The organism is Pantoea sp. M_10 (assembly GCF_008631515.1).
GTDB lineage: Bacteria > Pseudomonadota > Gammaproteobacteria > Enterobacterales > Enterobacteriaceae > Pantoea > Pantoea anthophila.
Genome location: NZ_VWUL01000002.1, coordinates 523,329 through 547,031 on the forward strand (window position 1 = coordinate 523,329; position 23,703 = coordinate 547,031).

The 23,703-nt window shown below is 57.1% G+C and carries 21 protein-coding genes; 11 read left to right on the forward strand and 10 right to left on the reverse strand.

The features are described from left to right. Nucleotides 1–41: 41 nt before the first annotated feature. From F3I47_RS09250 to puuD, 3 genes are read right to left on the reverse strand one after another with little or no spacing between them, the layout of a single operon-like run. Complete coding sequence (locus F3I47_RS09250; RefSeq protein WP_150028805.1) at nt 42–1,319, reverse strand: FAD-binding oxidoreductase; 1,278 nt, start codon at nt 1,317–1,319, stop codon at nt 42–44. Between the two features lie 19 nt (nt 1,320–1,338). Continuing rightward, nucleotides 1,339–1,896: an HTH-type transcriptional regulator PuuR gene (puuR, locus tag F3I47_RS09255; RefSeq protein ID WP_009089325.1), complete on the reverse strand. Its 558-nt coding sequence runs from the start codon at nt 1,894–1,896 to the stop codon at nt 1,339–1,341. Continuing rightward, nucleotides 1,889–2,653 (reverse strand): gamma-glutamyl-gamma-aminobutyrate hydrolase, encoded by a 765-nt coding sequence (gene puuD / locus F3I47_RS09260; RefSeq protein ID WP_150028804.1) that lies wholly within the window; start codon nt 2,651–2,653, stop codon nt 1,889–1,891. Before puuD ends, puuR begins: the two co-directional genes overlap by 8 nt. 201 nt (nt 2,654–2,854) lie before the next feature. On the opposite strand from puuD, the gene F3I47_RS09265 reads away from it, so the two are divergent. Both F3I47_RS09265 and F3I47_RS09270 read left to right on the forward strand, forming a co-directional pair. Then, nucleotides 2,855–4,273 (forward strand): glutamine synthetase family protein, encoded by a 1,419-nt coding sequence (locus F3I47_RS09265; RefSeq protein WP_181161925.1) that lies wholly within the window; start codon nt 2,855–2,857, stop codon nt 4,271–4,273. Between the two features lie 402 nt (nt 4,274–4,675). After that, complete coding sequence (locus tag F3I47_RS09270) at nt 4,676–6,034, forward strand: APC family permease (protein ID WP_009089331.1); 1,359 nt, start codon at nt 4,676–4,678, stop codon at nt 6,032–6,034. Nucleotides 6,035–6,084: 50 nt separating this feature from the next. Here the strand turns inward: F3I47_RS09270 and ygbI are convergent, their stop codons facing one another. Then, nucleotides 6,085–6,846, reverse strand: a complete 762-nt coding sequence (gene ygbI, locus F3I47_RS09275; RefSeq protein ID WP_150028803.1) for a DNA-binding transcriptional repressor YgbI — start codon at nt 6,844–6,846, stop codon at nt 6,085–6,087. A 253-nt stretch (nt 6,847–7,099) separates the two neighbouring features. On the opposite strand from ygbI, the gene ltnD reads away from it, so the two are divergent. The 5 genes from ltnD to F3I47_RS09300 all read left to right on the forward strand — a co-directional run bounded on the left by ltnD (nt 7,100) and on the right by F3I47_RS09300 (nt 12,171). After that, a complete protein-coding gene (gene ltnD / locus F3I47_RS09280; protein ID WP_033736190.1) occupies nt 7,100–8,005 on the forward strand; it encodes an L-threonate dehydrogenase in 906 nt (301 codons plus the stop codon). Beyond that, nucleotides 8,005–9,267 carry a 3-oxo-tetronate kinase gene (otnK, locus tag F3I47_RS09285; protein WP_150028981.1) on the forward strand — a complete coding sequence of 421 codons (1,263 nt, stop codon included), beginning with the start codon at nt 8,005–8,007 and terminating at the stop codon, nt 9,265–9,267. Before ltnD ends, otnK begins: the two co-directional genes overlap by 1 nt. Next, nucleotides 9,260–9,904 carry an aldolase gene (locus F3I47_RS09290; RefSeq protein WP_009089340.1) on the forward strand — a complete coding sequence of 215 codons (645 nt, stop codon included), beginning with the start codon at nt 9,260–9,262 and terminating at the stop codon, nt 9,902–9,904. The genes otnK and F3I47_RS09290 overlap by 8 nt, the downstream gene beginning before the upstream one ends. Beyond that, complete coding sequence (locus F3I47_RS09295) at nt 9,904–10,689, forward strand: HPr family phosphocarrier protein (protein ID WP_150028802.1); 786 nt, start codon at nt 9,904–9,906, stop codon at nt 10,687–10,689. The genes F3I47_RS09290 and F3I47_RS09295 overlap by 1 nt, the downstream gene beginning before the upstream one ends. A 126-nt stretch (nt 10,690–10,815) precedes the next feature. Continuing rightward, nucleotides 10,816–12,171 (forward strand): GntP family transporter, encoded by a 1,356-nt coding sequence (locus F3I47_RS09300; protein ID WP_009089343.1) that lies wholly within the window; start codon nt 10,816–10,818, stop codon nt 12,169–12,171. 56 nt (nt 12,172–12,227) lie between these two features. On the opposite strand, the gene sbcB is transcribed toward F3I47_RS09300, so the two are convergent. From sbcB to F3I47_RS09320, 3 genes are all read right to left on the reverse strand, one after another. After that, nucleotides 12,228–13,655 carry an exodeoxyribonuclease I gene (gene sbcB / locus F3I47_RS09305; RefSeq protein WP_009089345.1) on the reverse strand — a complete coding sequence of 476 codons (1,428 nt, stop codon included), beginning with the start codon at nt 13,653–13,655 and terminating at the stop codon, nt 12,228–12,230. A 583-nt stretch (nt 13,656–14,238) separates the two neighbouring features. After that, entirely contained in the window at nt 14,239–14,730 is a 492-nt protein-coding gene (locus F3I47_RS09310) for a type VI secretion system tube protein TssD (protein WP_150028801.1), read from the reverse strand. Nucleotides 14,731–14,972: 242 nt separating this feature from the next. Then, nucleotides 14,973–15,494 carry a DUF2778 domain-containing protein gene (locus F3I47_RS09320; RefSeq protein ID WP_150028799.1) on the reverse strand — a complete coding sequence of 174 codons (522 nt, stop codon included), beginning with the start codon at nt 15,492–15,494 and terminating at the stop codon, nt 14,973–14,975. 528 nt (nt 15,495–16,022) lie between these two features. On the opposite strand from F3I47_RS09320, the gene dacD reads away from it, so the two are divergent. From dacD to tmaR, 3 genes are all read left to right on the forward strand, one after another. After that, complete coding sequence (gene dacD, locus F3I47_RS09325; RefSeq protein WP_009089351.1) at nt 16,023–17,186, forward strand: serine-type D-Ala-D-Ala carboxypeptidase DacD; 1,164 nt, start codon at nt 16,023–16,025, stop codon at nt 17,184–17,186. 261 nt (nt 17,187–17,447) lie between these two features. Continuing rightward, entirely contained in the window at nt 17,448–18,506 is a 1,059-nt protein-coding gene (locus tag F3I47_RS09330; RefSeq protein ID WP_009089353.1) for an FUSC family protein, read from the forward strand. A 160-nt stretch (nt 18,507–18,666) separates the two neighbouring features. After that, nucleotides 18,667–18,993, forward strand: coding sequence for a PTS system regulator TmaR (gene tmaR, locus F3I47_RS09335; RefSeq protein WP_004571340.1), 327 nt, complete (start codon nt 18,667–18,669; stop codon nt 18,991–18,993). Nucleotides 18,994–19,089: 96 nt separating this feature from the next. On the opposite strand, the gene F3I47_RS09340 is transcribed toward tmaR, so the two are convergent. The 3 genes from F3I47_RS09340 to F3I47_RS09350 all read right to left on the reverse strand — a co-directional run bounded on the left by F3I47_RS09340 (nt 19,090) and on the right by F3I47_RS09350 (nt 22,124). Next, complete coding sequence (locus F3I47_RS09340; protein WP_150028798.1) at nt 19,090–20,151, reverse strand: LacI family DNA-binding transcriptional regulator; 1,062 nt, start codon at nt 20,149–20,151, stop codon at nt 19,090–19,092. 132 nt (nt 20,152–20,283) lie between these two features. After that, the gene (locus tag F3I47_RS09345; RefSeq protein ID WP_150028797.1) at nt 20,284–21,198 is read right to left on the reverse strand and encodes a ketopantoate reductase family protein; all 915 of its coding nucleotides are present in this window, start codon (nt 21,196–21,198) and stop codon (nt 20,284–20,286) included. A 152-nt stretch (nt 21,199–21,350) separates the two neighbouring features. Next, on the reverse strand, nt 21,351–22,124 hold the full coding sequence (locus F3I47_RS09350) for a phosphate/phosphite/phosphonate ABC transporter substrate-binding protein (protein ID WP_150028796.1): 774 nt from the start codon (nt 22,122–22,124) through the stop codon (nt 21,351–21,353). A gap of 219 nt (nt 22,125–22,343) precedes the next feature. Here F3I47_RS09350 and F3I47_RS09355 point away from each other — a divergent pair, with 219 nt between their 5' ends. After that, nucleotides 22,344–23,366, forward strand: coding sequence for an LLM class flavin-dependent oxidoreductase (locus tag F3I47_RS09355; RefSeq protein WP_046102167.1), 1,023 nt, complete (start codon nt 22,344–22,346; stop codon nt 23,364–23,366). Nucleotides 23,367–23,703: the final 337 nt, after the last annotated feature.

Sequence of the window (23,703 nt, forward strand, 5' to 3'; positions counted from 1 at the left end):
CCGCATGATTAAGTCTGACTGAGGGGAGGTAACAAATCACCTCAAACCCCCAGCCGATCCCGCAGCGCATACCACACCGCGCCCATCGCCGTCAGTGGCACCTTAAAGCGTCTGCCGCCGGGGAAGGGCAGATGCGGCAGGCGGGCAAAGGCGTCAAAACGCTCAGCATCGCCGCGTAAAACTTCACTGATCAGCTTGCCGGACAGATGGGTACAGGTCACGCCATGACCGCTGTCACCCTGCATGAAATAGACATTGTTCTCCAGCCGGCCAAACTGCGGCATGCGCGAGAGCGTCAGCAGGAAATTGCCGCTCCAGCTAAAGTCCAGCCTGACGTTCTGCAACTGGGGGAAGGTGCGACGCAGTTTGGGACGAATCAACGCTTCAATGTCTGCCGGTTCCCGTGCCCCATAGACCACGCCGCCGCCATAGAGCAGCCGGTTATCCGCCGTCAGACGAAAATAATCCAGCAGGTAGTTACAATCTTCCACGCAGTAGTTGTTAGGCAGCAGCGACAACGCCTGATCGGGTGAAAGCGGCTCGGTAACCACAATCTGTGAACCACACGGCATGCTTTTCCTGCTCAGTCGCGGCTCAAGCTGCGGCGAGAGATAGGCATTACCGGCGAAGATGACAAAGGTGGCGCTGACCTCACCCTGGGCGGTTTTTACCCGATTCGGTGAGCCATAAATCACCTTCAGGGCCGCAGACTGTTCGTAGATACGTCCGCCATGTCGCCGTATCGCTTCCGCTTCGCCCAGCGCCAGATTCAGGGGGTGCAGATGGCCGCCGCGCCGGTCCAGCAGCCCGCCGACATAACGTTCGGTCGCCACTTCGCGGCGGATCCCCCGTTCATCGAGCAGCTCCAGATCGTGATTGCCATACTGCTGCCACAGGGTTTTCTGTTTCTGCAGATGTGCCATCTGGCGAGCATTCAGGGCGGCAAAGATGCCGCCAGGCCGGTAATCACAGTCAATCGCGTAACGATCAATGCGATCGCGGATGATCGCTGCGCCTTCAAACATCATGCTGCCCAGCATGCGGGCGCTCTCTTTGCCGTAGCGCTGCTCAATCACATCCACGTCGCGGCTATAGGAGTTGACCACCTGGCCGCCGTTACGTCCGCTGGCACCAAAGCCGATGCGTGCGGCTTCCAGCACGACCACGTCATAGCCAACTTCGGTCAGATGCAGCGCCGCAGAGAGGCCGGTAAAGCCGCCGCCAATAATGCAGACGTCACACTGGATGCTATCCTGCAACGTCGGCCAGGGTTCATGAGCATTGGCGGTTGCCGCGTAATAACTCTCCACATAATTCATAACAACCTCCTGAATGCGCCTAAAAGTTAGCGGGCGTGTGGGCACTGACGATGCGACAGGGGATATCGGCACTGTTGGTGAAGCTGTGCGGTAAGCCGGTATCAATCACATAACTCTCTCCGGCGGAGAGATGAAAGCGCTGCCCGTTGATCATCAGGATAATTTCACCCTCCAGCAGCGTACCGGTCTCTTCACCGGGATGACGCAGCTTCTCACCGGTACTGGCACCGGGCTGGTAAGTTTCCAGCAGCATCCCCAGCGAACGCTGGGCTTTACCGTTGTCGATCAGTTTCAGCGAGACCCCCTGACTGCCAATCTCCAGCAGTTCGCCGGGCCGGACGATAATTTTCGGCTCTGCATCCGGCCTGGGATCGGAGAAGAACTCCGACAGGGAGAGGCCATAGACCTTCAGCAGTTTCTGCAGGGTGCTGACCGCCGGGCTGACCTTATCCTGTTCGATGGTGCTGATTGCGCTGTGGGTCAATCCGGCCAGCTCAGCCACGCGGCGCTGCGACAGCCCCAGCGTCTGCCGGATCTCCGCCAGCCGTCGTCCCGGTGCCAGCGTGGCATCACTCATCGTCTTTTCCCCTGTGATAACGAATGGCAGCCTGAATAAATCCGCTGAACAACGCCTGCGATCCTGGCGTCATTTCCGGCTGCCATTCGGGATGCCACTGCACCGCCAGGGCGAAAGGGTGATGACGCAGGCTCACGGCTTCGACCAGACCATCGGCTGCGCGCGCTTCGATGCGCAGCTGCGGTCCCGGCTCGCGGATGCCCTGATGATGCAGAGAATTGACCTCCAGGGTGCTGTCGGCAAACAGCGTCGCCAGCACGCCGTCCGGTTCGACGGTCACCTGATGCACCGGCGCATACTGCTCAGCCAGGGGGCGCGTCTCATCTTCATGATGACGCTGAAAGTCAGGCCGGGCGCTGAGATCCCGCCACAGGCTGCCGCCATTCGCCACTACCAGCTCCTGCAGTCCCCGGCAGATGCCAAACATCGGCATTTTGTGGCTGGTGGCCCAGGTGATCAGCTGAAAGGCGAGGCGGTCACGACCCGGATCGGCGTGCGGCTCCTCACCGGCCTCGCCATAGTGCCAGGGTTCGATATTGCTGGGACTGCCGGTCAGCAGCAGACCATCCAGCACAGCCATAGCGTTTTCTAATAGATGAGGGGCGTTAATCAGACTATGGGGCAGGGCGAGCGGTACGCCTCCTGCCTGAACGAGTGCATCGCAATATTTGTTGTGCACCGTCTGAGTCGGATGACCGCCGGTATCCTTCTGGCACATCACTACGCCAATCAACGGCTTGTCAAAAATAATGCCCATCTCACGTCCTCGCTTCGCTGTTCGAAATATCTACCGAAAGGGCACGTCTGGCGGTTAAGTGTTCAATATTTTTTCAATCTAGCAATCTGCTGTTTGTTCTTCAAACAGATTTGTTACATTTGCACACTTTTTATGTTGGCGCTATGTTAGTGGTGTGGCCGTTATTTTGAGCATTACGCAAACCTTATAGGGGCGGGTGAGATCATGACTAACCTGGTAGAAGTGGAAGACTTCACGCTTCACAGTGAAGAGAAACGAACCAGCGCGTTCCAGCTTGAGGTGAAAACCTGGCTGGAGCGCCATCCTGAAACGCAGTATGTCGACATCCTGTTAAATGATTTAAATGGTGTGTTTCGCGGCAAGCGCATTCCGGTCTCCGCGCTGCCCAAGCTGGAAAAAGGGTGTTATTTCCCCGCCTCGGTATTCGCCATGGATATCCTCGGCAATACGGTGGAAGAAGCGGGACTTGGCCAGTCACTGGGCGAACCCGATAATCTCTGCCTGCCGGTCAGCGGCACCTTAGTTCCCTCCGCCTCCGATCCTCAACACATTGCGCAGCTGCTGTTAACTATGTGCAACCAAGATGGCACTCCCTTTGACGTTGAACCCCGAAATGTCCTCAACCGGCTGTGGCAACAGCTGCGCAACCGAGGCCTTTTTCCGGTGGTAGCGGTAGAGCTGGAGTTCTATCTGGTTGACAAAAAGCGCGATGCTGAAGGGTTTATCCAGCCGCCCTGTGCGCCGGGCAGTGATGAACGCAACATGCAGAGCCAGGTTTATTCGGTCGATAACCTCGACCACTTTGCGGATGTGCTGCGTGATATTGATGATCTGGCGCGTCAGCAGGGGATACCGGCCGATGGCGCACTGGCGGAAGCCTCGCCCGGACAGTTTGAAATCAACCTGCATCATACCCGCGACGTGCTGCGCGCCTGCGACCATGCGGTGCAGCTTAAGCGGCTGATCCGGCAGGTGGCGGAGAACCACGGTATGACCGCCACCTTTATGGCTAAGCCCTATGAAGAGTATGCGGGCAGCGGGATGCATGTGCACATCAGCATGCTGGATGCCGCCGATCATAACGCCTTCGCCTGTGACGACGGCAGTGATTCGCCGCTGATGAAGCGGGCGCTGGCTGGCATGATCGACCTGATGCCGGCGTCGATGGCACTGCTGGCGCCCAACGTGAATGCCTATCGCCGCTTTGTGCCGGATGCGTATGTGCCGTTACAGGCCTCATGGGGCCATAACAATCGCACCGTCGCGCTGCGTGTGCCGTGCGGAGATATCGACAACCATCGCATTGAGTATCGGGTGGCGGGGGCGGATGCCAACCCCTATCTGGTGGTTTCTGCTATTCTTGCCGGTATGCTGCACGGACTGGATACGCAACTGCCGCTGCCGCAGCCGGTGACCGGCAATGGGCATCATGCGGAAGGCCTGGCCCTGCCGATCCGGCAGAGCGATGCCCTGTATGAATTTGACAGCAGCTATCCGCTGCAGAAGTTACTCGGCGAACGCTTTGCCAGCGTCTGGCACAGCTGCAAACACCATGAGCTGATGCAGTTTGAACGGCTGATCACCGCCACGGAAATTGACTGGATGCTGAAAAATGCCTGACCGGGGCGTTAATCGCTAATGTGAATTGCTTTTTTTGCTTATGATGCCCCGACGGCTTGAATTTCTGCCCGCGGTTGGGCAGAATACGCGGCCTGCAAAATCAGACGATAACCGACGCTTTAAGCGCCGGTTATTTTTTTGCATTCAGTTTTAACAGAGCATTTTTGCTGACTTAACCGAGGCCGGGCACGCACCCGGATAGATAAACACTGAAAACACGCACACGCGTGAGATTGAGGATTACAAAGATGGGGATGTTTACCACACTGCCAGTCAATGCTGGCACGCGTTTTCGTGATGATTACGGCGCCGCGTTAACCGCTAACCCTACTCCCTGTCGCTTAATGCGCAGTTGCCCTGTGACCCAGCCCAGCCAGGTTGTCGCACATGGGGGACTGAAGCATGTCGCTTAATACCTCCGCCGCACCGCAGCGTGCGCAACTCAAAAAAACATTAACGTTACTTCCGGTCGTCATGATGGGCTTAGCCTACATGCAGCCTATGACCCTGTTCGATACCTTTGGTATTGTTTCTGGTCTGACCGATGGTCACGTTGCCACTGCTTATGCTTTCGCGCTGATTGCGATTCTGTTCACTGCCGTAAGCTACGGTAAGCTGGTACGCCGCTTCCCCTCTGCGGGCTCCGCTTATACCTACGCTCAGAAGGCAATCAGTCCGCACGTCGGCTTTATGGTTGGCTGGTCATCCCTGCTGGACTACCTGTTCATGCCGATGATCAACATCCTGCTGGCAAAAAACTACTTTGAGTCGCTGGTGCCCGGCATCCCGTCGTGGATTTTTGTGGTACTGCTGGTCGGTTTCATGACGCTCTCTAACCTCAAGGGCATCAAAACTGTCGCCAACTTCAACAGCGTCATTGTGGTGCTGCAGGTTGTTGTCATGCTCGGTATCACCGGCATGGTGATCTACGGTGTGGCAAGCGGCGTGGGTTCGGGCACTCTGGTGAGCAGCAGACCGTTCTGGTCTGAGAATGCGCATGTGGTGCCGATGATTACCGGTGCGACGATCCTCTGCTTCTCGTTCCTCGGCTTTGACGGTATCAGTTCGCTGTCGGAAGAGACCAAAGATGCAGAACGCACCATCCCGCGCGCGATTTTCCTGACGGCGCTGATCGGTGGTGTGATCTTTATCGCGGCATCCTATTTCCTGCAGCTCTACTTCCCGGACATCAGCCGTTTCCAGGACCCGGACTCGTCACAGCCTGAAATCATGCTGTTCGTCGCCGGTAAAGCGCTGCAGGTCGGCATCCTGATCTTCTCGGTGGTCACGGTGCTGGCATCCGGCATGGCGGCACATGCGGGCGTTTCGCGCCTGATGTATGTCATGGGTCGTGATGGCGTGTTCCCGGAGCGTTTCTTCGGTTACATCCATCCAAAATGGCGTACCCCGTCGCTCAACGTGCTGCTGGTGGGCGCGATTGCGCTGATGGCGATTAACTTCGACCTGGTCACGGCGACGGCGCTGATCAACTTCGGTGCGCTGGTGGCGTTTACCTTTGTGAACCTGTCGGTGATCGCGCAGTTCTGGATCCGTGAGAAGCGTAACCGCACGCTGAAAGATCACGTTCAGTATCTGCTGCTGCCGCTGCTCGGCGCGCTGACGGTCGGTGCGCTGTGGGTGAACCTGGAAGAGAGTTCTATGGTGCTGGGCCTGATCTGGGCCGCCATCGGGATTATCTACCTGGCCTTTGTGACCCGCAGCTTCCGTAATCCGGTGCCGCAGTTCAGCGAAGAGATTTAATCGCGACGACGTTGCCGCCTTTCCGGCTCTTCCGGGAAGGCGGCAATAACCTAACCTGCCAGTACCAGCTCCCAGCTCCCCGCATTTAACTGTTCCAGCGCCGCTTCACTCAACTTTTTGTCGGTAATGATCTGATCAAACCTCTCCAGCGGCAACGCCAGAAACGTCGCTATCCGGCTGTACTTCGAACTGTCACTGAGCAGCACGCGCTTACTGCTCACCTCGCTGACCGCCTGCTTCACGGTGACCTTATCTTCGTCGGGCGTAAACAGGCCTCGTGGCCCCCAGCAGGAGGCGGAAATAAACGCGATATCAATAGCCAGATGACGCAGGCTTCTTGCTGCCGACTCGCCGACGCAGGAGCGGTTTTCCCGGCAGACCGTTCCGCCGGTGTGGATCACTCTGCACTGACTGCTCTCCATCAACAGATTCGCGACCATAAAATCGTTGGTCACCACCAGTAAATCATCACGATCCACTACCTCTCTCGCCAGGGCCAGCATGGTGGTGCCGGCATCCAGATAGATGCAGCTATTGCGGGGAATATGCCGGGCGGCGGCGCGGCCAATCGCATATTTCTCATCGTTAAACAGGGTACTTTTGGTGAGATGTGAAGGCTCAGCCGCCAGCCGATCGGCAGTGCGTACGCCGCCGGAGACTGACAGCACCGCACCCTGTTCCTCCAGTTTCTGCACATCACGACGTATCGTCATGTGTGAGACCCCCAGCCGCTCCGTCAGCTCGGCAATGCTCACCACGCCACGATCGGCAACCAAGGCAAGGATCTGTTGATGACGTTCAACCGGAATCATACCTGCTCCTGCTATTTACCATTTTTTCACATTGTAGAGTATTTCACGGTTTATCAGAACAGATAATCACAGGGTCAGGGCTGAGAGTATGTTCAGATTCCCAGACAGAACAGGGAAGCCCGACCGTGTTAAAAATTGTTCTCTGACGAAGCTGTGATGTTTTTTGTGAGATGTGACACATTTTCAGCCGCCGGATGCTGGCACGATTAACAGTAACAAACAAATAATCACTTAATTTAACAGGGGGCGTAACGTGCCAGCGAAGAACATCTGTGTTATCGGGTTAGGATCCATGGGCATGGGGGCTGCACAATCCTGCCTGCGCGCCGGTCTCAACACCTGGGGCGTCGATTTAAATCCGGCCGCACTTGAGACGTTGCGCCGGGCAGGTGCGCGCGATGCGCAGCCCTCAGCATCTGCCTTTGCTGACCAGCTCGATGCTGTTTTGCTGCTGGTGGTCAATGCGCAGCAGGTGAACGCGGTTCTGTTTGGTGAAAATGGCCTGGCGGCAAAGCTGCGCCCGGGGACCGTGGTGATGGTCTCATCCACGCTGTCAGCCAGCGACGCGCAGCAGATTGAGCAGCAGCTGGCGCAGCATCAGCTGCTGATGCTCGATGCACCGGTCTCCGGCGGGGCTGCCAAAGCGGCCAGCGGTGAGATGACGGTCATGGCGTCCGGCAGTGAGGCGGCGTTTAGCCAGCTGCAACCGGTACTGGATGCGGTCGCGGCCAAAGTCTATCGCGTGGGCAGTGAGATCGGGGCGGGCTCCACCGTCAAAATCATCCATCAGCTGCTGGCAGGCGTTCACATCGCAGTGGGGGCAGAAGCGATGGCGCTGGCGGCACGAGCCGGTATTCCGCTGGAAACGATGTATGAAGTGGTCACCAACGCTGCGGGTAATTCATGGATGTTCGAGAACCGTATGAAGCATGTGGTAGACGGTGACTACAGCCCGAAATCGGCTGTCGATATCTTTGTGAAAGATCTTAACCTGGTGGCCGACACCGCCAAAGCACTGCATTTTCCGCTGCCGCTGGCCTCCACCGCGCTTACTATGTTCACCGAAGCCAGCAACGCCGGTTATGGTCGTGAGGATGACAGCGCCGTGATCAAGATCTTCAGCGGCATAACGCTGCCGCAGGCGAAGGAGGAGGGATGATGCGTCTTGGTGTAATCGCAGATGATTTTACCGGTGCCACCGACATCGCCAGCTTTCTGGTGCAGAACGGGCTGAGCACCATTCAGTTCAACGGCATTCCCGCCGGTGAAATCGCCACCGATGCGCAGGCGGTGGTGATCAGCCTGAAGAGTCGCTCCTGTCCGGCAGAGCAGGCGGTTGCTCAGTCGCTGGCTGCGCTGGAATGGTTGCAGCAGCAGGGCTGCCAGCGCTTCTATTTTAAATATTGCTCCACCTTCGACAGCACCGCCCAGGGCAATATTGGTCCGGTGACCGATGCCCTGCTGAAGGCGCTGGGTGAGACGCAGACCGTTATCTGTCCGGCTCTGCCGGTCAATGGCCGCACGGTCTATCAGGGCCATCTGTTTGTTGGTGACCAGCTGCTGTCGGAGTCGGGGATGAGTCATCATCCGGTTACGCCCATGCGCGAGAGCAACCTGCTGCGTCTGATGACATCACAGGCGACGGGCAAAGCCGGACTGATTGCGGCCACGCAGGTTGACCAGGGCGCCGACTCCGTCCGGCAGGCGATGCATCAGCTGGCAGAGCAGGGCGTCAGCTACGTGGTGATCGACACGCTGCATCACCAGCATCTGCTGACGCTGGGCGCGGCCCTCAGCGATCTGCGGCTGGTGACCGGCGGTTCCGGGCTGGCTATCGGTCTGGCGCGGCAGTGGGCGAGAGCCGGGGCGGATGCTCAGGCAGAGCAGGCAGGGCGTCCGCAGGGTGGGCGCGCCGTGGTGCTGTCCGGCTCCTGTTCGCAGATGACCTGCCGGCAGGTCAGCCTCTATCGCCAGCAGGCACCGGCCTGCGAAGTGCAGGTCGAAGCCTGCCTGCAGAATTCAGATGACTATGCCCGCCAGCTCTGTGACTGGACAGAGGCCAACAGCCAGCACTCTCTGGCTCCGCTGCTTTATGCCACCACCGACGCACAGCAGCTGCAGGCGATCCAGCAGCGCTATGGTGCGCAGCGCAGCAGTGAGGCCGTTGAGCAGCTGTTTGCCGCCGTAACACGGGAGCTGAAACGGCGCGGCTGGCAGCGCTTTATTGTGGCCGGGGGAGAAACCTCCGGTGTGGTGGCGCAGACGCTGGGCGTGACCGCCTTTCACATCGGCCCGACAATTTCGCCGGGCGTGCCCTGGGTGCGTGATATCCACCAGCCGCTCTCTCTGGCACTGAAGTCGGGGAATTTTGGCGACGAAGACTTTTTCCGCCGCGCGCAAACGGAGTTTACCTATGACTGAATCTTTCTCTTTAACTGAGCAGCAGGCGCGTGATGAGATGGTGCGGCTGGGGGCCTCATTTTTTCAGCGCGGCTATGCCACCGGTTCGGCGGGCAACCTCTCCCTGCTGCTTGAAGACGGTAATCTGCTGGCGACGCCGACCGGCTCGTGCCTCGGCGAGTTACAGGCTGATCGGCTGGCAAAAGTGACGCCGGAGGGGGAGTGGCTCTCTGGCGACAAACCCTCCAAAGAGATCGCTTTCCACCGCGCGCTCTACCTGAATAATCCCGACTGCCGGGCGGTCGTGCATCTGCACAGCCACTACCTGACGGCGCTCTCCTGTCTGCAGGGGCTGGACACGGACAACTGTATCCGGCCGTTCACCCCCTATGTGGTGATGCGTGTCGGGGATGTGCCGGTCGTGCCCTACTATAAGCCCGGCGATGGGCGACTGGCGGAGGATCTGGCGCGGCTGGCCCCCCGCTACCGCGCCTTTTTGCTGGCGAATCATGGCCCGGTGGTGGTGGGAAAATCACTGCAGGAAGCCGCTGATAACACGGAAGAACTGGAAGAGACGGCCCGGTTAATCTTTACGCTGGGTGACCGGCCCATTCGTTATCTCAATGCTGCCGAAGTGGCGGAATTAAGGAGCCGATAATGCCAAAGTTTGCTGCTAACCTGACCACCCTGTTTACGGAACTGCCGTTCGCGGAGCGCTTCGCGGCGGCGGCTGACGCGGGCTTCCGCGCCGTAGAGTTTATGTTTCCCTATGACTATCCCGCCAGCCAGATCAAAACGTGGCTGGATGAGCATCAGCTACAGCTCGTGCTCTTTAATACCGCCCCCGGCAACGTCGCGGCGGGTGAGTGGGGCGTCACCGCCATTCCTGGCCGGGAAGCGGATGCCAGGGCAGACATCGATCGCGCCCTGAGCTATGCGCTGGCGCTGAACTGCCCGCAGGTGCATGTCATGGCGGCCACCGTGCCGCCGGGTGCTGACCGTCAGCGCTATGCCGACACCTTCATTCACAACATGCGTTATGCCGCGGAGCGCTTCGCGCCGCACGGCATCAATCTGCTGATTGAAGCCCTGAATCCGACCACCAAACCGGGTTATCTCTACGCCAGCCAGTATCAGACGCTCGACATGGCAGAACAGATCGATCGCCCTAACGTCTTTACTCAGCTCGACCTTTTCCACGCACAACGTGTGGATGGCAATCTCACGCACCTGATTCGTCACTATGCCGGGCGCTATGCCCACGTGCAGATCGCCTCAGCACCGGACCGTCATGAGCCGGATGAGGGTGAAATCTATTATCCGTATCTCTTCTCGCTGCTGGATGAAGTCGGCTATAGCGGCTGGGTGGGCTGCGAGTATATCCCGCGCGGTCGCACTACCGAGGGGCTGGGCTGGTTTGCGCCCTGGAAGATAAAAGCCTGATGTAACGCGCTGTAAAAAACCGGTGTTCCGGCACCGGCAGGGAGCGGCTTGCCCTTTTTCCGGCCCTGCACCTGCTCTCCCTGTACCCCGATAACCTAAAAAATATAACCATTTCTGAGGCTTACTATGTCCACCGCACTGCTGTTAGCCATAGCGACCGCCAGCATTGTGATCCTGCTGCTGCTGGTGATCAAAGCTAAAGTCCATCCGTTTGTCGCCCTGTTAATTGTCAGTCTGCTGGTGGCGATCGCCACGGGCATCCCGGCCGAAAAAATCATGGAGACGATTGTTACCGGTATGGGCGGGCTGCTTGGTCACATCACCATTATTATCGTTCTCGGTGCCATGCTCGGCGCGATCATCGAAGCCTCGGGGGGCGCCGAGTCGCTGGCGCAGCGTTTCAGTAAGACGCTGGGGTTAAAACGGACCGTGGCGGCCCTCACCATGGCGGCTTTTATCCTCGGAATCCCGGTCTTTTTTGAAGTAGGCTTCATCATTGTTATCCCGCTGATTTATGGGTTTACCAAAGTGGCGCGGGTCTCACCCCTGAAGTTTGGCCTGCCGATGGCGGGCGTGATGCTGACGGTGCACGTGGCGCTGCCGACCCATCCCGGTGCCGCCGCCGCCGCGGGGATCCTGCACACCGACATGGGCTGGCTGATGATGCTGGGTATCGCCATTTCGATTCCGGTCGGGATCATCGGCTACTACGTGGCGAAGGTGATGAACCGTCGCCACTATCATCTGTCAGTGGACGTGCTCGAACAGCTGCAGATGGCAAAACCCGAGGGTCAGGAAAAGAAGAATGAGCCCGCACCGCCTGGCGCGCTGACCATCAGCGGGCTGATTGTGGTGCCGATTGTCCTGATTGTGCTGGGCACGCTGTCCCACACCCTGATGGATGAGGGCAATCTGCTGCGGAGCGTGATGACCGTAATCGGTACCCCACCCATTGCTCTGCTGATTGCCCTGGGGCTGGCGGCCTGGCTGCTGGGGGTACGCCGTGGCTGGAGCAAAGATAAGCTGGAAGACCTGACCGGCCGGGCGATTCCCACGTCTGCCAGTGTGATACTGGTGGCGGGTGCCGGTGGCGCTTTCGGCAAAGTGCTGGTGGAGTCGGGCGTCGGCAAAGCGCTGGCGGTCACGCTTGAGACGCTGCATCTGCCGCTGGTGCCTGCTGCGTTTATCCTGTCGCTGGCGCTGCGTGCGTCACAGGGCTCCGCCACCGTGGCGATCTTGACGACCAGCGGATTGCTGACGCAGGCGGTGACCGGCGTAACGGACATGCAGCGGGTACTGGTGACGCTGGCGGCCTGCTTTGGCGGGCTGGGACTGTCACATGTCAATGACGCAGGTTTCTGGGTGGTGACGCGCTATCTCGGGCTGTCAGTGGCTGACGGTCTGCGCACCTGGACGGTACTGACCACCTTAATGGGGCTGAGCGGTTTTGCCCTGACCTGGCTGGCGTGGACGCTGCTGTAATCCACGACACAGCCCGGTGCCAGACCCGGCAGAGGATGCCGGGCGGCATTCAGGATTCAGGAGACCAGCTCCTGCGCGTAAAGATAGAGCGCTTTCAGCTGTCCGAGTTTTTCCGCATCAGCTTCATGCAGACTGGCGAGCGACTCCAGCTCCTGCATAAACGCCTGCACCCGATCGCTGTTAAGCACTTCACGCCGATGCTGCAGCCAGCGCTGCTGCTCGGCATCATCCAGCGTGCCGGGGAAGTTACGCGCCCGGTAGCGGAACAGCAGTTTCGCCACCCGCGCACTCTCAAAGGTCAGGTCCAGCGCAGGCAGATTCGCCGGGGCGGTCTGGCGGATGATGTTCATCCCCGCGCGATCCGCATCACTGAAGAAGCCGTCATAGAGTTGCGTGTCTACGTCGTCTGATGGCGTAAACGGCTCGGCTTCGGCAAACAGCGTCACCAGTTTCTCCCGCACGTCGGGCTGCTGGCGCAGCAGGGCCAGATTCGCCAGACAGTGCTGACGATCGATGCCCAGTCGGGCAGCATCTTCCGGGCGCAGCGTGCTGGCCGGGGCCAGAACCGGACACTTATTGATATGCACCAGTTTAACCGGCACGGCCGGCAGATCGCCTAGATCGTTTTTCGGCGTATAGAGACGCTCACGCAGTGCAGCGGCATCCAGTTCCAGCAGCGGTGACATATCACCCGCCAGATCCACCACGATCAGCGCATTCCGGTTATCGGGATGCCAGGCCAGCGGCACAATCCAGCTGGTATTCCCGCGCGCGGCACCGAACATACCTGAGACATGCACCAGCGGCTTCATCTGCGGGATGTCGATCAGCGTCATCAGCTTGTTCTTGTTACGATGAGTGAACAAAAACTCAAACAGCTTTGGCTGCTTCTCTTTCACCAGCTTCGCCATCGCCAGCGTGGCGTACACATCGGACATCGCATCATGCGCATTTTCATGCGCCACGCCGTTGGCTTTGGTCAGATGCTCCAGCCGGAAGCTGGGAAAGCCTTCCTCATTCTCCGGCCAGTTGATGCCATCCGGCCGCAGCGCATAGCAGGCACGCATCACGTCGAGCAGGTCCCAGCGGGAATTGCCATTCTGCCAGCTCCAGCCATAGGGATCGTAGAAGTTGCGATAGAAGATATTGCGCGTGACTTCATCGTCGAAGCGCACGTTGTTGTAGCCCACCACACAGGTTTGTTCCGTGGTAAACAGGGAATGGATACGTTCAGCAAACTCCGCTTCATTCACGCCGCGCGTCATCGCCACCTGAGGCGTGATACCGGTAATCATCACCGCTTCGGGCTGCGGCAGATAGTCATCAGGCAGACGGCAGTAGAAGACTTCGGGTTCACCCACCGGATTAAAGTCACTGTCAGTGCGCAGCCCGGCAAACTGAGCAGGCCGGTCGCGCGACGGGCTGGTGCCGAAGGTCTCGTAATCGTGAAAGAGGAAGGTAGGTTGTCCGGGGTCGTTTTTCAATGTGCGTTACCGTTCGTCATTTTTTATTAACTTTCTGATTTAAAAACAATTTTCATCATTTCATTGCCTGGGTTTATTCACGTTTGCCTTTCGTTGCTGTTCGCTGTTATACCGGCAACATCGTGTTCCGGATGCGTACCAGAAGCACATTTTGCTGTGTACCAGAAATTATTAAGGCGCTGAGTGACCCTTAATTACGCTCCCTACATGGTAAACCATAATCCGGCCCGGCTGAAATTTCAGATCCTGATGGGCCGGGGACACATATCGCCAAACAGGGGGATACTGATTCAGTATCCCTACAAATTGAACGGTAAAAGCCCAGCGGCTGAGTTCAGTTGATATCCTGCACTTACTCTTCAGTATGCCTGCAATCGGATTAGAGCACTTGTAATACTGCGTGTATTTTGGTCGCAGATGCAGGGAGGCTGGTAGTGAAAAGGAGGATGGCGGGGTAATCGGTGATAGTTGGATGTGCGGTAGCGTAGTTAATAATACCCGTACTCATAAACCCTTCCCGATGCTATTGGCTTTACTTTTTATCTGCCAACATCAACCCGGCTTTCACCGGGTTTTTTATTAATTACGCTGTATGTCTTTCATTCCATGCATCTGCATATTGAATATTACCATCTACGATCTTCCACGTTATTTTTTCATACTGAATGCTCCCGCTTTCAGTATGATTCATCTTGTTATTACCCTCAAGTTTAACATTAGGGACGCTACAATTAACGCCAGTGATTCTAACGTTTTCCATCAAGACGCTGTAATAACAAACTTCCTGGCCAGCATCGTTAATATTATAAAATTTTATCTCAGCACTTTTAAGTGTCTGGCCTGTGGCCGCAGCTTTATAGAGATAGGGCGTAGAGCTATCAACCTCTTTTTCTATCATCATGGGTGAATGCTGCCGCGTAGCCGTTATTTTACCGTTTGCGCTGTCTACAGGCAGATTTATACCGTGGCTAAGCCCGATAATTTCGATACTACCATCACGATCTTGCACGTCAACGGAACCTTTAATATCTGCGCCGCCGTCATCCTTAAGCCACATATAGGCAGGAATTGGCATTCTAAGTGCTCCTTAATCTTCTGATTAACTTCATTGTTACGATATAAAAAAGAGTGCTGATAGTCAGCATTATAAATAAGTCTATATATGAATAGGCATCATATATAGAATCAGCATTTTCATTATCATTGATAATTAATGCTAATTTCCTGGCCATTTCATAGTCAATGTAACCTTCTGGCGAAGGCAAACCATGGCCAGTGCAATAAAACAGCACTACAAAATAAGCTAATCTGACAAAACTAAGGGCAAATTTTTTTATAGCCACCGGCCACCACCTCCACCCAGCCGCGTGCCATAAGTGACCGTTTACAGGGAACAGAAATAAGAGAAGTATTCATCAGAGCATTTCTGATCATTGCAAAATCTGAATTGTGTGCAATGGTAATGCAGCCCTTAGACACGGTTCCTGGATGGAGCCGGAAATTTCCCCGCTCAACCCCCTCTATCCATGTATAATCATCTATCGTCCAGTCATCGCGCCAGAGAGCAAACCAATCAGTGCTGCCGAACTCTCGACGACCCACCAGCTTATTCAGTCCATCATGGATTTCTGCTTTTTTTTGAGAGAACCAGTTACCTTCTCTGCGATCAACAATCCAGTATTTACCGGGAGGCGTGGGGCCAACGTCTGGAATAGCTGCGCAATTCGCATTGTTTCGATAGACGCCCAGCCCGGAGTGCGCCATAAAAACCCCAACGCCATACAGATTAAATGGCGCGTAATCAGCGCCATTGAGAAGCATTTTTCCATGTAGTGCCATGCTCAATCCCTTAGCAAAAAGTGAGAGTTAATTACTCACCGGATAAATCTCTGGCTGCCACCTGCCTATAGCAAAGTAATTACCCACACTAAAAATAAGGTCTTCAGGTTATATTGTAAACAGAAAAGTGATCTGATACGGGCTGTCAATACTTTTAAAATAACTGCACCTATGTTCTGCGCAATTAAGGGAATCAGAGGTAAGCATAAGATTTGAAGTGAGACACTTCCGTATTTCTGTCCGCTCTCTGCGCCTCTGCACGCAGCAGGGTGAGTGAAGATGGTTGTCTGTTACACGCCTCAATGATTCAGCGTAACCGAACCACTATAGCGGTTCCGGGCCTGTCTCTATGGTAAACCATATTCTTATGCGCCTGAAGTTAAGGGCTCTTCTCAGGAACGCAGAGGCACCCCGGTTCATACTTTTTTTCAATTTATTCAAACCTTCACAACGCTTTTGCCGTAAAACGTGCGGCTGTTTCCGTTTCGTTTTAGAAATTTTCTCTCCCGTGTAATTAAGGATGAAGTGTTGAAAAGGCGTCTGCTGTTCACCGTTACCGCTACTGTTTTTTGGGCCTCGCTGGCACAGGCCGATGCGATCCCGTTTCCTGTGACGCCGCCGGCGATTGATGCCGCTTCCTGGGTGCTGATGGATGCCATGACCGGGCAGGTTCTGACTGCCGGTAATCCCGATGAGCGCCGCAATCCCGCCAGCCTGACCAAACTGATGACCGGCTATGTGGTCGACCGCGCCATTGACCAGAAGAAAATCAGCCGTGACGACATGGTTACGGTGGGAAAAGATGCGTGGGCAGCGGGAAATCCGGTGTTCAAAGGCTCCTCGCTGATGTTCCTGAAGCCTGGCGATAAGCTGAGCGTCCGGGATTTAAGCCGCGGGGTCATCATTGATTCCGGGAATGACGCCTGCGTGGCCCTGGCCGACTATGTCGCAGGCAGCGAAGCAAATTTCGTCGGCATGATGAATCACTACGTTGAGAAACTCGGCCTGCAGAATACCCACTTTGAAACGGTTCACGGTCTGGATGCGCCGGGTCAGTACTCCAGCGCACTGGATATGGCGAAACTCTCCCGCGCGATTATTGATGGTGAGCCTGACTTCTACGCGATGTACAGTGAGAAGACCCTGACCTGGAATGGCATCACCCAGAACAACCGTAATGGTCTGCTGTGGGACAATAACCTCCATGTTGACGGGCTGAAAACCGGCCACACCGAAACGGCCGGGTTTAACATCATCGCCTCCAACGTGGTGGGTAAGCATCGCCTGATTGCTGTCGTAATGGGCGGGAAAAGCGCGAAAGGGCGTGAAGAGCAGGCGCGTAAACTGCTGGTCTGGGGCCAGAACACCTTCGATACCGTTCAGCTGTTCCACGCCGGTAAGAAGATTGGCAGCGAAAACGTCTGGTACGGCAATCCGCATCAGGTCGAGGTCGGCACTGCAGAGGATATCTATCTGTCGCTGCCGCGCAGTGAAGTGCAGAACGTGAAAGCGAAATATGTCATCGACCGCAAAGATCTGGAGGCGCCGCTGAAAGCCAATGAGGTGATCGGTGAGATTCAGGTGATGGATAAAGATCAGGAGATCGCCCACTATCCGCTGGTGGCGCTGAGTGCGGTTGAACCCGCCGGTGTCATCACCCGCCTGACCGACTATCTCAAACAGAAGTTCTGATCGATCAATGGGTCACCACTGAAACGGGCAGCCTCTGAGCTGCCCGTTTTTACAGGGGAGCAGCTTCCCGTCTGATCCGGCGCCGGTTAAGGTTAACGAGCAGTAATAAATTGTTTTTAATTTACGGGCGGCAATGTGAGCCGGATGTTGATATTTGTAAGATAACGTCAAAATGGTCTGTAAATAGCGGGCGCAGGCTAAGCCTGAACCCCGTTCGGGGTTAAGATAGCGGCAATATAATCCCGCAACCGGAAAGTCACTTTGCGTTCTGATAAACCCATCTCAAAACTGGAATTCTGGTTTTACCGCCACTATCGCGCCGTCCATGGCGTGCGCATTGCCATCGCCTTTTTGCTCTGCTTTATCTTTGTCCGGGCCACTCATATCCCTGAAGGCACCTGGCCCCTGATTACGCTGGTGGTGGTGATGGGGCCCATCTCTACGTGGGGAAACGTCTTCCCACGCGCCCTGCAGCGCATCAGCGGCACCGTAGCCGGCTCGATTTCCGGTCTGATTGCGCTGAAGCTGGAGCTGATCTCCATGCCGATGATGCTGGCCTGGTGCGGCATGATCATGTTCATCAGTGGCTTCCTGACGCTGGGCAAGCACCCCTATATGGCGTTGCTGATCGGGATTACGCTCAGCGTCGTCGTCGGGGCACCGACCGGTGACTTCACGATGGCGCTGTGGCGCGGCGGGGATGTGATTCTGGGGTCGCTGATGGCGCTGCTGTTCACCGCTATCTGGGCGCAGCGCGCCTATACCCACTGGCGCATCCAGCTCTCTGACACGCTGGCGGAGATGGCAAAAATCTACCACGCTGGTTTCTCACCCAATCTGGTCGAAAAGCCGCGCCTTAACAAGCCGCTGGGCAAATTGCTGAGCAGCGTCATCAAAATGCGGGCGCTGCTGGAGCCGTCCAGCAAAGAGACGCGCATCCCGAAGTCGGTGCTGGAAGCCATTCAGACCATTAACCGTAATATGGTTTACACCATTGAGATGCAGATTAATGCCTGGTGGGCGTCGCGTGAAAGCCACCTGATTATGCTCAACGCACCCGCCTTACGCCGCACCCAGCAGATGACCGAGAACACCCTGCGGGCGCTGTCCGTCATGGCAATCGAGGGGGAAACGGAAGAGGTGGTCGCCAACAGTCACGAACTGACTGAAATCAGTGATGAACTGCGGCGTCTGATTGCGGAGGCGGGCAGCGACGCGCTGGAGGAGACGCCGATCTACGGCTACGTCTGGCTGACGCTGGAACTGGCGAAACAGCTGGAGCGGATGACCGATCTGATGCGGATGGCGCTGCGCAAATAATCACCTCAGACAATGACTTAATGTGAAACGGGGTTTCTTTGCGCTAAGATAAGAGCCAGTCTGAATTTAGCTGTGAAAATTGCTTACCTGGCGGGCTAGCCGCTAAGCTGATCGTTTTGACTCTCTCCCTGCGTCAGCAGGCTTAAAGAAAGGTGCCATCATGGAAAATGCCAAGCAGTCATTTCAGGACGTACTGGAGTTCGTGCGTATGTTCCGCCGCAAAAACAAACTGCAGCGTGAAATTGTCGACAACGAGAAGAAAATTCGTGACAACCAGAAGCGCGTTCTGCTGCTCGACAACCTGAGCGAATACATCAAGCCGGGCATGAGCGTTGAGGCTATTCAGGAGATCATTGCCAGCATGCGCGTGGATTATGAAGATCGCGTGGATGAGTACATCATCAAAAACGCCGACCTCTCGAAAGAGCGTCGCGAGCTGTCGAAAAAGATCAAAGCTATGGGCGTGGGTGAACATCCGAAAGCCTGATAGCCGATAACGGAGCGCAGCGGCTCCGGTTACTGAAGATGACCCGCATCCACCCCGGTGGCGCGGGTTTTTTTATGGCGGCCGGCAGAGCTGGTGCTACTGGCCGGCCAGCCGACGGGCGATCGCCTGAAGCTGTTGGGACAGCGCGACTAAATCGAGCGGATTATCGGCTGGCGGGGCGGTGGTTTCCCGGATAACCAGCGTGGTTTCCAGCGCAGCGTCAGAAACCTCTATGCCGCGCAGCCGGGCCAGCATCCGCTCAACGCTCTGCGCGCCCAGATAATGCAAATCCTGGCGCACCGTGGTCAGCGGCGGCTGATACCAGGCACTTTCCGCGGTGTCATCATAACCAATCACTGAGATCTCGCCCGGAATCGCCACGCCATACTGATGCAGCGCCCGCATCGCACCCAGCGCCATCTGATCGTTCGCCACCAGCAGTGCCTGGGGCAGGGCGTCCGGCAGCTGCGACATCAGCGCCTGATAGCCCGACTGCGCGCTCCAGTCGCCGCGCAGAGAGCAGTGCGGGGTGAGCTGATGCTCAGCCAATGCCTGAAGCCAGGCCGCTTCACGCTGACGCGCCGAGACCGACCGCAGTGGCCCGTTGAGCAGGCCGATCCGGCGATGACCCAGCGCCACCAGATGTTCAACCGCGGCGCGCGCGCCGGAGGCGTTCGGATACTGACACTGCGCCACCGCGGCACGCGGTTCGACATCCAGAAACAGCACCGGCTTACTGCCACACAACAGCTGAATCTGCTGCGCCTCATCCGCCGCCAGCGGCAGGTTGATTAGCAGTCCGTCGACCCGCTGCGCCAGCAGTTCATTCACGGTAGCGGCCGCATCATGACCGCTCTCCATCGCAATCACCAGATGATACCCCGCGGCGGCGGCCCGTTGCTGGATCGCCGAGGCGATCTGAGCCGGTGCCATCAGCGCCAGGTCGCTGGTGGCCAGACCCAGCGTGCGCGTCGCCTTGCCTGCCAGCTGCTGTGCCACGCGATTAGGCACATAATTGAGCTGCTGCATTGCCGCCTCAACCCTTTCCCGCGTGCGGGCTGACACCTGTTCAGAACGGTTTAAAACACGTGAAACGGTTTGGTATGAGACGCCGGCCAGTTGCGCGACATCATCAAGGGTCACGGAGCGGGAAGTCATTGCACTCTCCAAAAGATGAAGCGCCGAGTGTAACAAAATTTCCTGCCACACTGCTGCTGCTCATTACACATTCACTCTTTTGCCATCCGGGACCCATGCGGCCCCGGTCAGAACGGATTACCGCTATCCGGCTTAGCGCTGCTGCAGATAGACCTGCAGATTCACATCGACCGCGTTAAGCAGCGGAGTTATCAGACCTTTTCGTTTAGCCCGCAGCAGCAGGTCACCGATCACCTGATCGGCTTCGATATCAAATCCCTGAGTCAGGTCACGATACATCGAGGAGGTCATCGGGGTCTCCGGGTTGTTCAGCAGTTCAAAAATGCGGGCGGTGACGGCCGGACGCGGCTGATACCCTTCGGCGGAAATCACCGCCAGAATCTCGCTGAAGATCCCCTGCAGCAGCGCTTCGCCCCCGCGGGTGGTCAGTATCTGCTGCGTATCGCCACGCGCCAGGCAGCAGACCGCCCCGAGCGTACTCAGCAGCAGCCACTTCTCCCACAGCTCATCCATAATGTTATCGCTGAAGCGGTTATCGACCTGACTGGTGCGCAGGGCGGCGTCAACCCGCTGCAGGCGCGCATCGTTATTACCATCCAGCGCACCGTAGTAAAGCTGATGCAGCGGTGTCATCTGGATCACTTCACCGCTGTCACCCAGCGTGGCGTTGATTTTGCACAGGCCGCCTATCACCTTATCGTCACCGAAACGCTGCTGCAGTGTTGCGATGTGTCGCATCCCGTTGAGAATCGGCATGATCAGCGTGTCAGGGCCGACCGCAGGCGCGATATCCTCCATGAGCTGTTCAAGCGCAAAACTCTTTACGGTAATCATGATCAGGTCATAGTGGCCGCTCAGCGAGCGGGCCTGGATCAGCTGCGGTTCCAGCTTTTCCGTTCCCTGCGGCGTCTGTAACACCAGTCCATTCGTCTGCAGCTGCTGAAAACGGCGTTCGCGCACCAGAAACGTGACGTCCTGACCCGCCTGAGCCAGTCGGGCACCAAAATATCCGCCGGTCGCGCCGGCTCCTGCCATCAGAATGCGCATCTGCATCTCCCGTTGCTGAAAACCTCTACCTTAAAGCGGTGTGAGCGGGCTTACCAGTGCTGACGTCAGCAGAAAAGGAACGATGCGGGTGTCACCGACGGGCAGAGCAGGGCTTCCGCTGACGGAGCGGCGGGCCGGAAGGGCGTAAAACGTTAAAGCCGGGGGAGGCCCTGCGCAGCCGCGTCGTGCTCCCAGTCCAGCACAATCTGATAATCGTCCCGCTCTGCCGGGCTGAATCCGCCGATCAGATTGTCGTCACAGACGCCACGCCAGGCCGTCTCCTGCACCAGCTGGTGCAGCGCCATCCGGAGATGCGCCAGCCGGGTGGAGGAGGTTAACGCTGCCGTGATCAGCGGCAGTCCGGGTGCAAGGGGTGTTTCACCGATAATATGCAGGCCCTCCAGTGCTTGCGGTTCATAACGCGCCAGCAGCGCCCAGCTGACGCAGTCGATCGCAGCAATATCGGCATGGCCTTGCTGCAACGCAGCCAGCGACCGGCGATGCCCGCCGCTCAGGATGAGCTGAGAAAAGGTGACGCCCTGACGCGCCGCAACAAACCGCAGTGCGTTATAGCCGGAGTGAGAGTCCAGGCTGTTCGCCACCGCCCGCCGGCCAGTGAAATCGGTCAGCGTCGCCTGTTTATCCCGCGCCACCAGCCAGCTGCGGTAGTCGCGACCGCTGCAGCCGGGCGCCCGATAGTGAAAGGTGCCGACAGACTGGACTGCGGTAAGCCGGGTGACCAGTGGATAGCCACAGGTCTGACTCAGCAGCATATGCGCATCCTGCCAGTGTGCCTGCAGGTCGTCAGGCCAGACCGGCTGCGCTTCTATGCCGCGCCGCGCCAGCATCGTCTTAATGGCCTGCATCAGCGCCCGGGTGGCGGGCGGGTGAATCGCGTACATGGGCAGCGCGAGCCGGTTAGTCATCAGGTTTCTCCCGGTCAGGATAGGGTAGTCCCCCCGCGCGAAGATCGGGCTGCATCAGGGGATAAATAAGCAAAGCAGATAATCAGCCGGGCTATGTCGAAATTCCTGAATATAGCGCTGAAAGATATTGACTATCAGTTGTGGCGCGGAGGGCGTAACCTTTGCCTATCAGAAATTGCCTTACATCCACGGGCGTTTATCCCGTCAGGAGAATGACAGATGAAAAATATCGGCTTCTTATCTTTTGGTCACTGGACCCCCTCTTCACAGTCAGCCACCCGCACGGCGCAGGATGTATTACTGCAGTCGATCGACTTAGCGGTTGCCGCGGAAGAGCTGGGTGCCGATGGCGCTTACTTCCGTGTCCACCACTTTGCCCGTCAGCTCAGCTCACCGTTTCCGCTGCTGGCAGCGGTCGCGGCACGCACCAGCCGGATTGAGATCGGCACTGGCGTAATCGACATGCGTTACGAAAACCCGCTCTATATGGTGGAAGATGCCAGCGCAGCCGATCTGATCTCCAACGGTCGTCTGCAGCTCGGTCTGAGCCGCGGCTCACCGGAGCAGGTTATTGATGGCTGGCGCTACTTTGGTTTTGAACCCAAACCAGGGGAAAGCGATGCCGATATGGGCCGTCGTCACACCGAGGAGTTTCTGGAGGTGCTGCGCGGAGAAGGCTTCGCTAAGCCGAACCCTCAGCCGATGTTCCCGAACCCGCCAGGTCTGCTGCGCCCGGAGCCGCTGTCTGAAGGGTTACGCGACCGTATCTGGTGGGGCTCCGGCTCCAACGCAACGGCGGAGTGGGCGGCGAAAATGGGCATGAATCTGCAGAGTTCGACGCTGAAAGATGATGAAACGGGCGAGCCGTTCCACATTCAGCAGGCGAAGCAGATCCGCGCCTACCGTGAAGCCTGGAAAGCGGCGGGGCATCAGCATACCCCTCGTGTTTCTGTCAGCCGCAGCATCTTTGCGCTGGTCAACGACATGGACCGCGCTTACTTTGGCCGCAGCGGCAACGACCGTGACTCTGTCGGTTTTCTCGATGAGAAAACCCGCGCCATCTTTGGCCGCAGCTATGCTGCTGAGCCAGAGGTATTGATTAAGCAACTGGCGCAGGATGAGGCGATTGCTGAAGCCGATACGCTGCTGCTTACCGTGCCAAATCAGCTGGGTGTGGCCTATAACGCCCATGTGATTGAAGCGATTCTGAAGTACGTCGCCCCGGAGCTGGGCTGGCGTTAATGACCGGCAGCGCTCTCCTGCGGAGGGCGCTGCGGTTTTGTTCCTGATCCGATCCCCTCGTCAGCCCCACCTCTTTTCTCTTCCGCTCTGCCTGTTCTTTGTTCTCTGTATCCCCACGCCTTTTCAAGGCTGTTCTGGCAACAGATCACGCACGCTTTATGCACCGGATTGCGTTACCGGTCAGCAACTCTTTCATCAGCCGGTTGTTAAACGCAGTTTGCCAGAATAGTCTGATGAAGAACGGTGTCGTTTCGCTGAAGGTGACGCGGATAACAGCCGTTTGCCATCGTTGGGAGCTGTTAAATAAGACCTTATTCAAAGGGATAAGCTATCAATC

Excerpts from the sequence above, each read along its gene's own strand:
- F3I47_RS09290 (WP_009089340.1), top strand. The coding sequence starts at position 9,260 with ATGACTGAATCTTTCTCTTTAACTGAGCAGCAGGCGCGTGATGAGATG.
- F3I47_RS09300 (WP_009089343.1), top strand. The coding sequence starts at position 10,816 with ATGTCCACCGCACTGCTGTTAGCCATAGCGACCGCCAGCATTGTGATC.
- F3I47_RS09350 (WP_150028796.1), bottom strand. The coding sequence starts at position 22,124 with ATGACTAACCGGCTCGCGCTGCCCATGTACGCGATTCACCCGCCCGCC.
- otnK (WP_150028981.1), top strand. The coding sequence starts at position 8,005 with ATGCGTCTTGGTGTAATCGCAGATGATTTTACCGGTGCCACCGACATC.
- F3I47_RS09295 (WP_150028802.1), top strand. The coding sequence starts at position 9,904 with ATGCCAAAGTTTGCTGCTAACCTGACCACCCTGTTTACGGAACTGCCG.
- F3I47_RS09320 (WP_150028799.1), bottom strand. The coding sequence starts at position 15,494 with ATGGCACTACATGGAAAAATGCTTCTCAATGGCGCTGATTACGCGCCA.
- F3I47_RS09270 (WP_009089331.1), top strand. The coding sequence starts at position 4,676 with ATGTCGCTTAATACCTCCGCCGCACCGCAGCGTGCGCAACTCAAAAAA.
- F3I47_RS09345 (WP_150028797.1), bottom strand. The coding sequence starts at position 21,198 with ATGCGCATTCTGATGGCAGGAGCCGGCGCGACCGGCGGATATTTTGGT.
- F3I47_RS09340 (WP_150028798.1), bottom strand. The coding sequence starts at position 20,151 with ATGACTTCCCGCTCCGTGACCCTTGATGATGTCGCGCAACTGGCCGGC.
- puuD (WP_150028804.1), bottom strand. The coding sequence starts at position 2,653 with ATGGGCATTATTTTTGACAAGCCGTTGATTGGCGTAGTGATGTGCCAG.
- F3I47_RS09310 (WP_150028801.1), bottom strand. The coding sequence starts at position 14,730 with ATGCCAATTCCTGCCTATATGTGGCTTAAGGATGACGGCGGCGCAGAT.
- F3I47_RS09355 (WP_046102167.1), top strand. The coding sequence starts at position 22,344 with ATGAAAAATATCGGCTTCTTATCTTTTGGTCACTGGACCCCCTCTTCA.
- puuR (WP_009089325.1), bottom strand. The coding sequence starts at position 1,896 with ATGAGTGATGCCACGCTGGCACCGGGACGACGGCTGGCGGAGATCCGG.
- F3I47_RS09250 (WP_150028805.1), bottom strand. The coding sequence starts at position 1,319 with ATGAATTATGTGGAGAGTTATTACGCGGCAACCGCCAATGCTCATGAA.
- tmaR (WP_004571340.1), top strand. The coding sequence starts at position 18,667 with ATGGAAAATGCCAAGCAGTCATTTCAGGACGTACTGGAGTTCGTGCGT.
- ygbI (WP_150028803.1), bottom strand. The coding sequence starts at position 6,846 with ATGATTCCGGTTGAACGTCATCAACAGATCCTTGCCTTGGTTGCCGAT.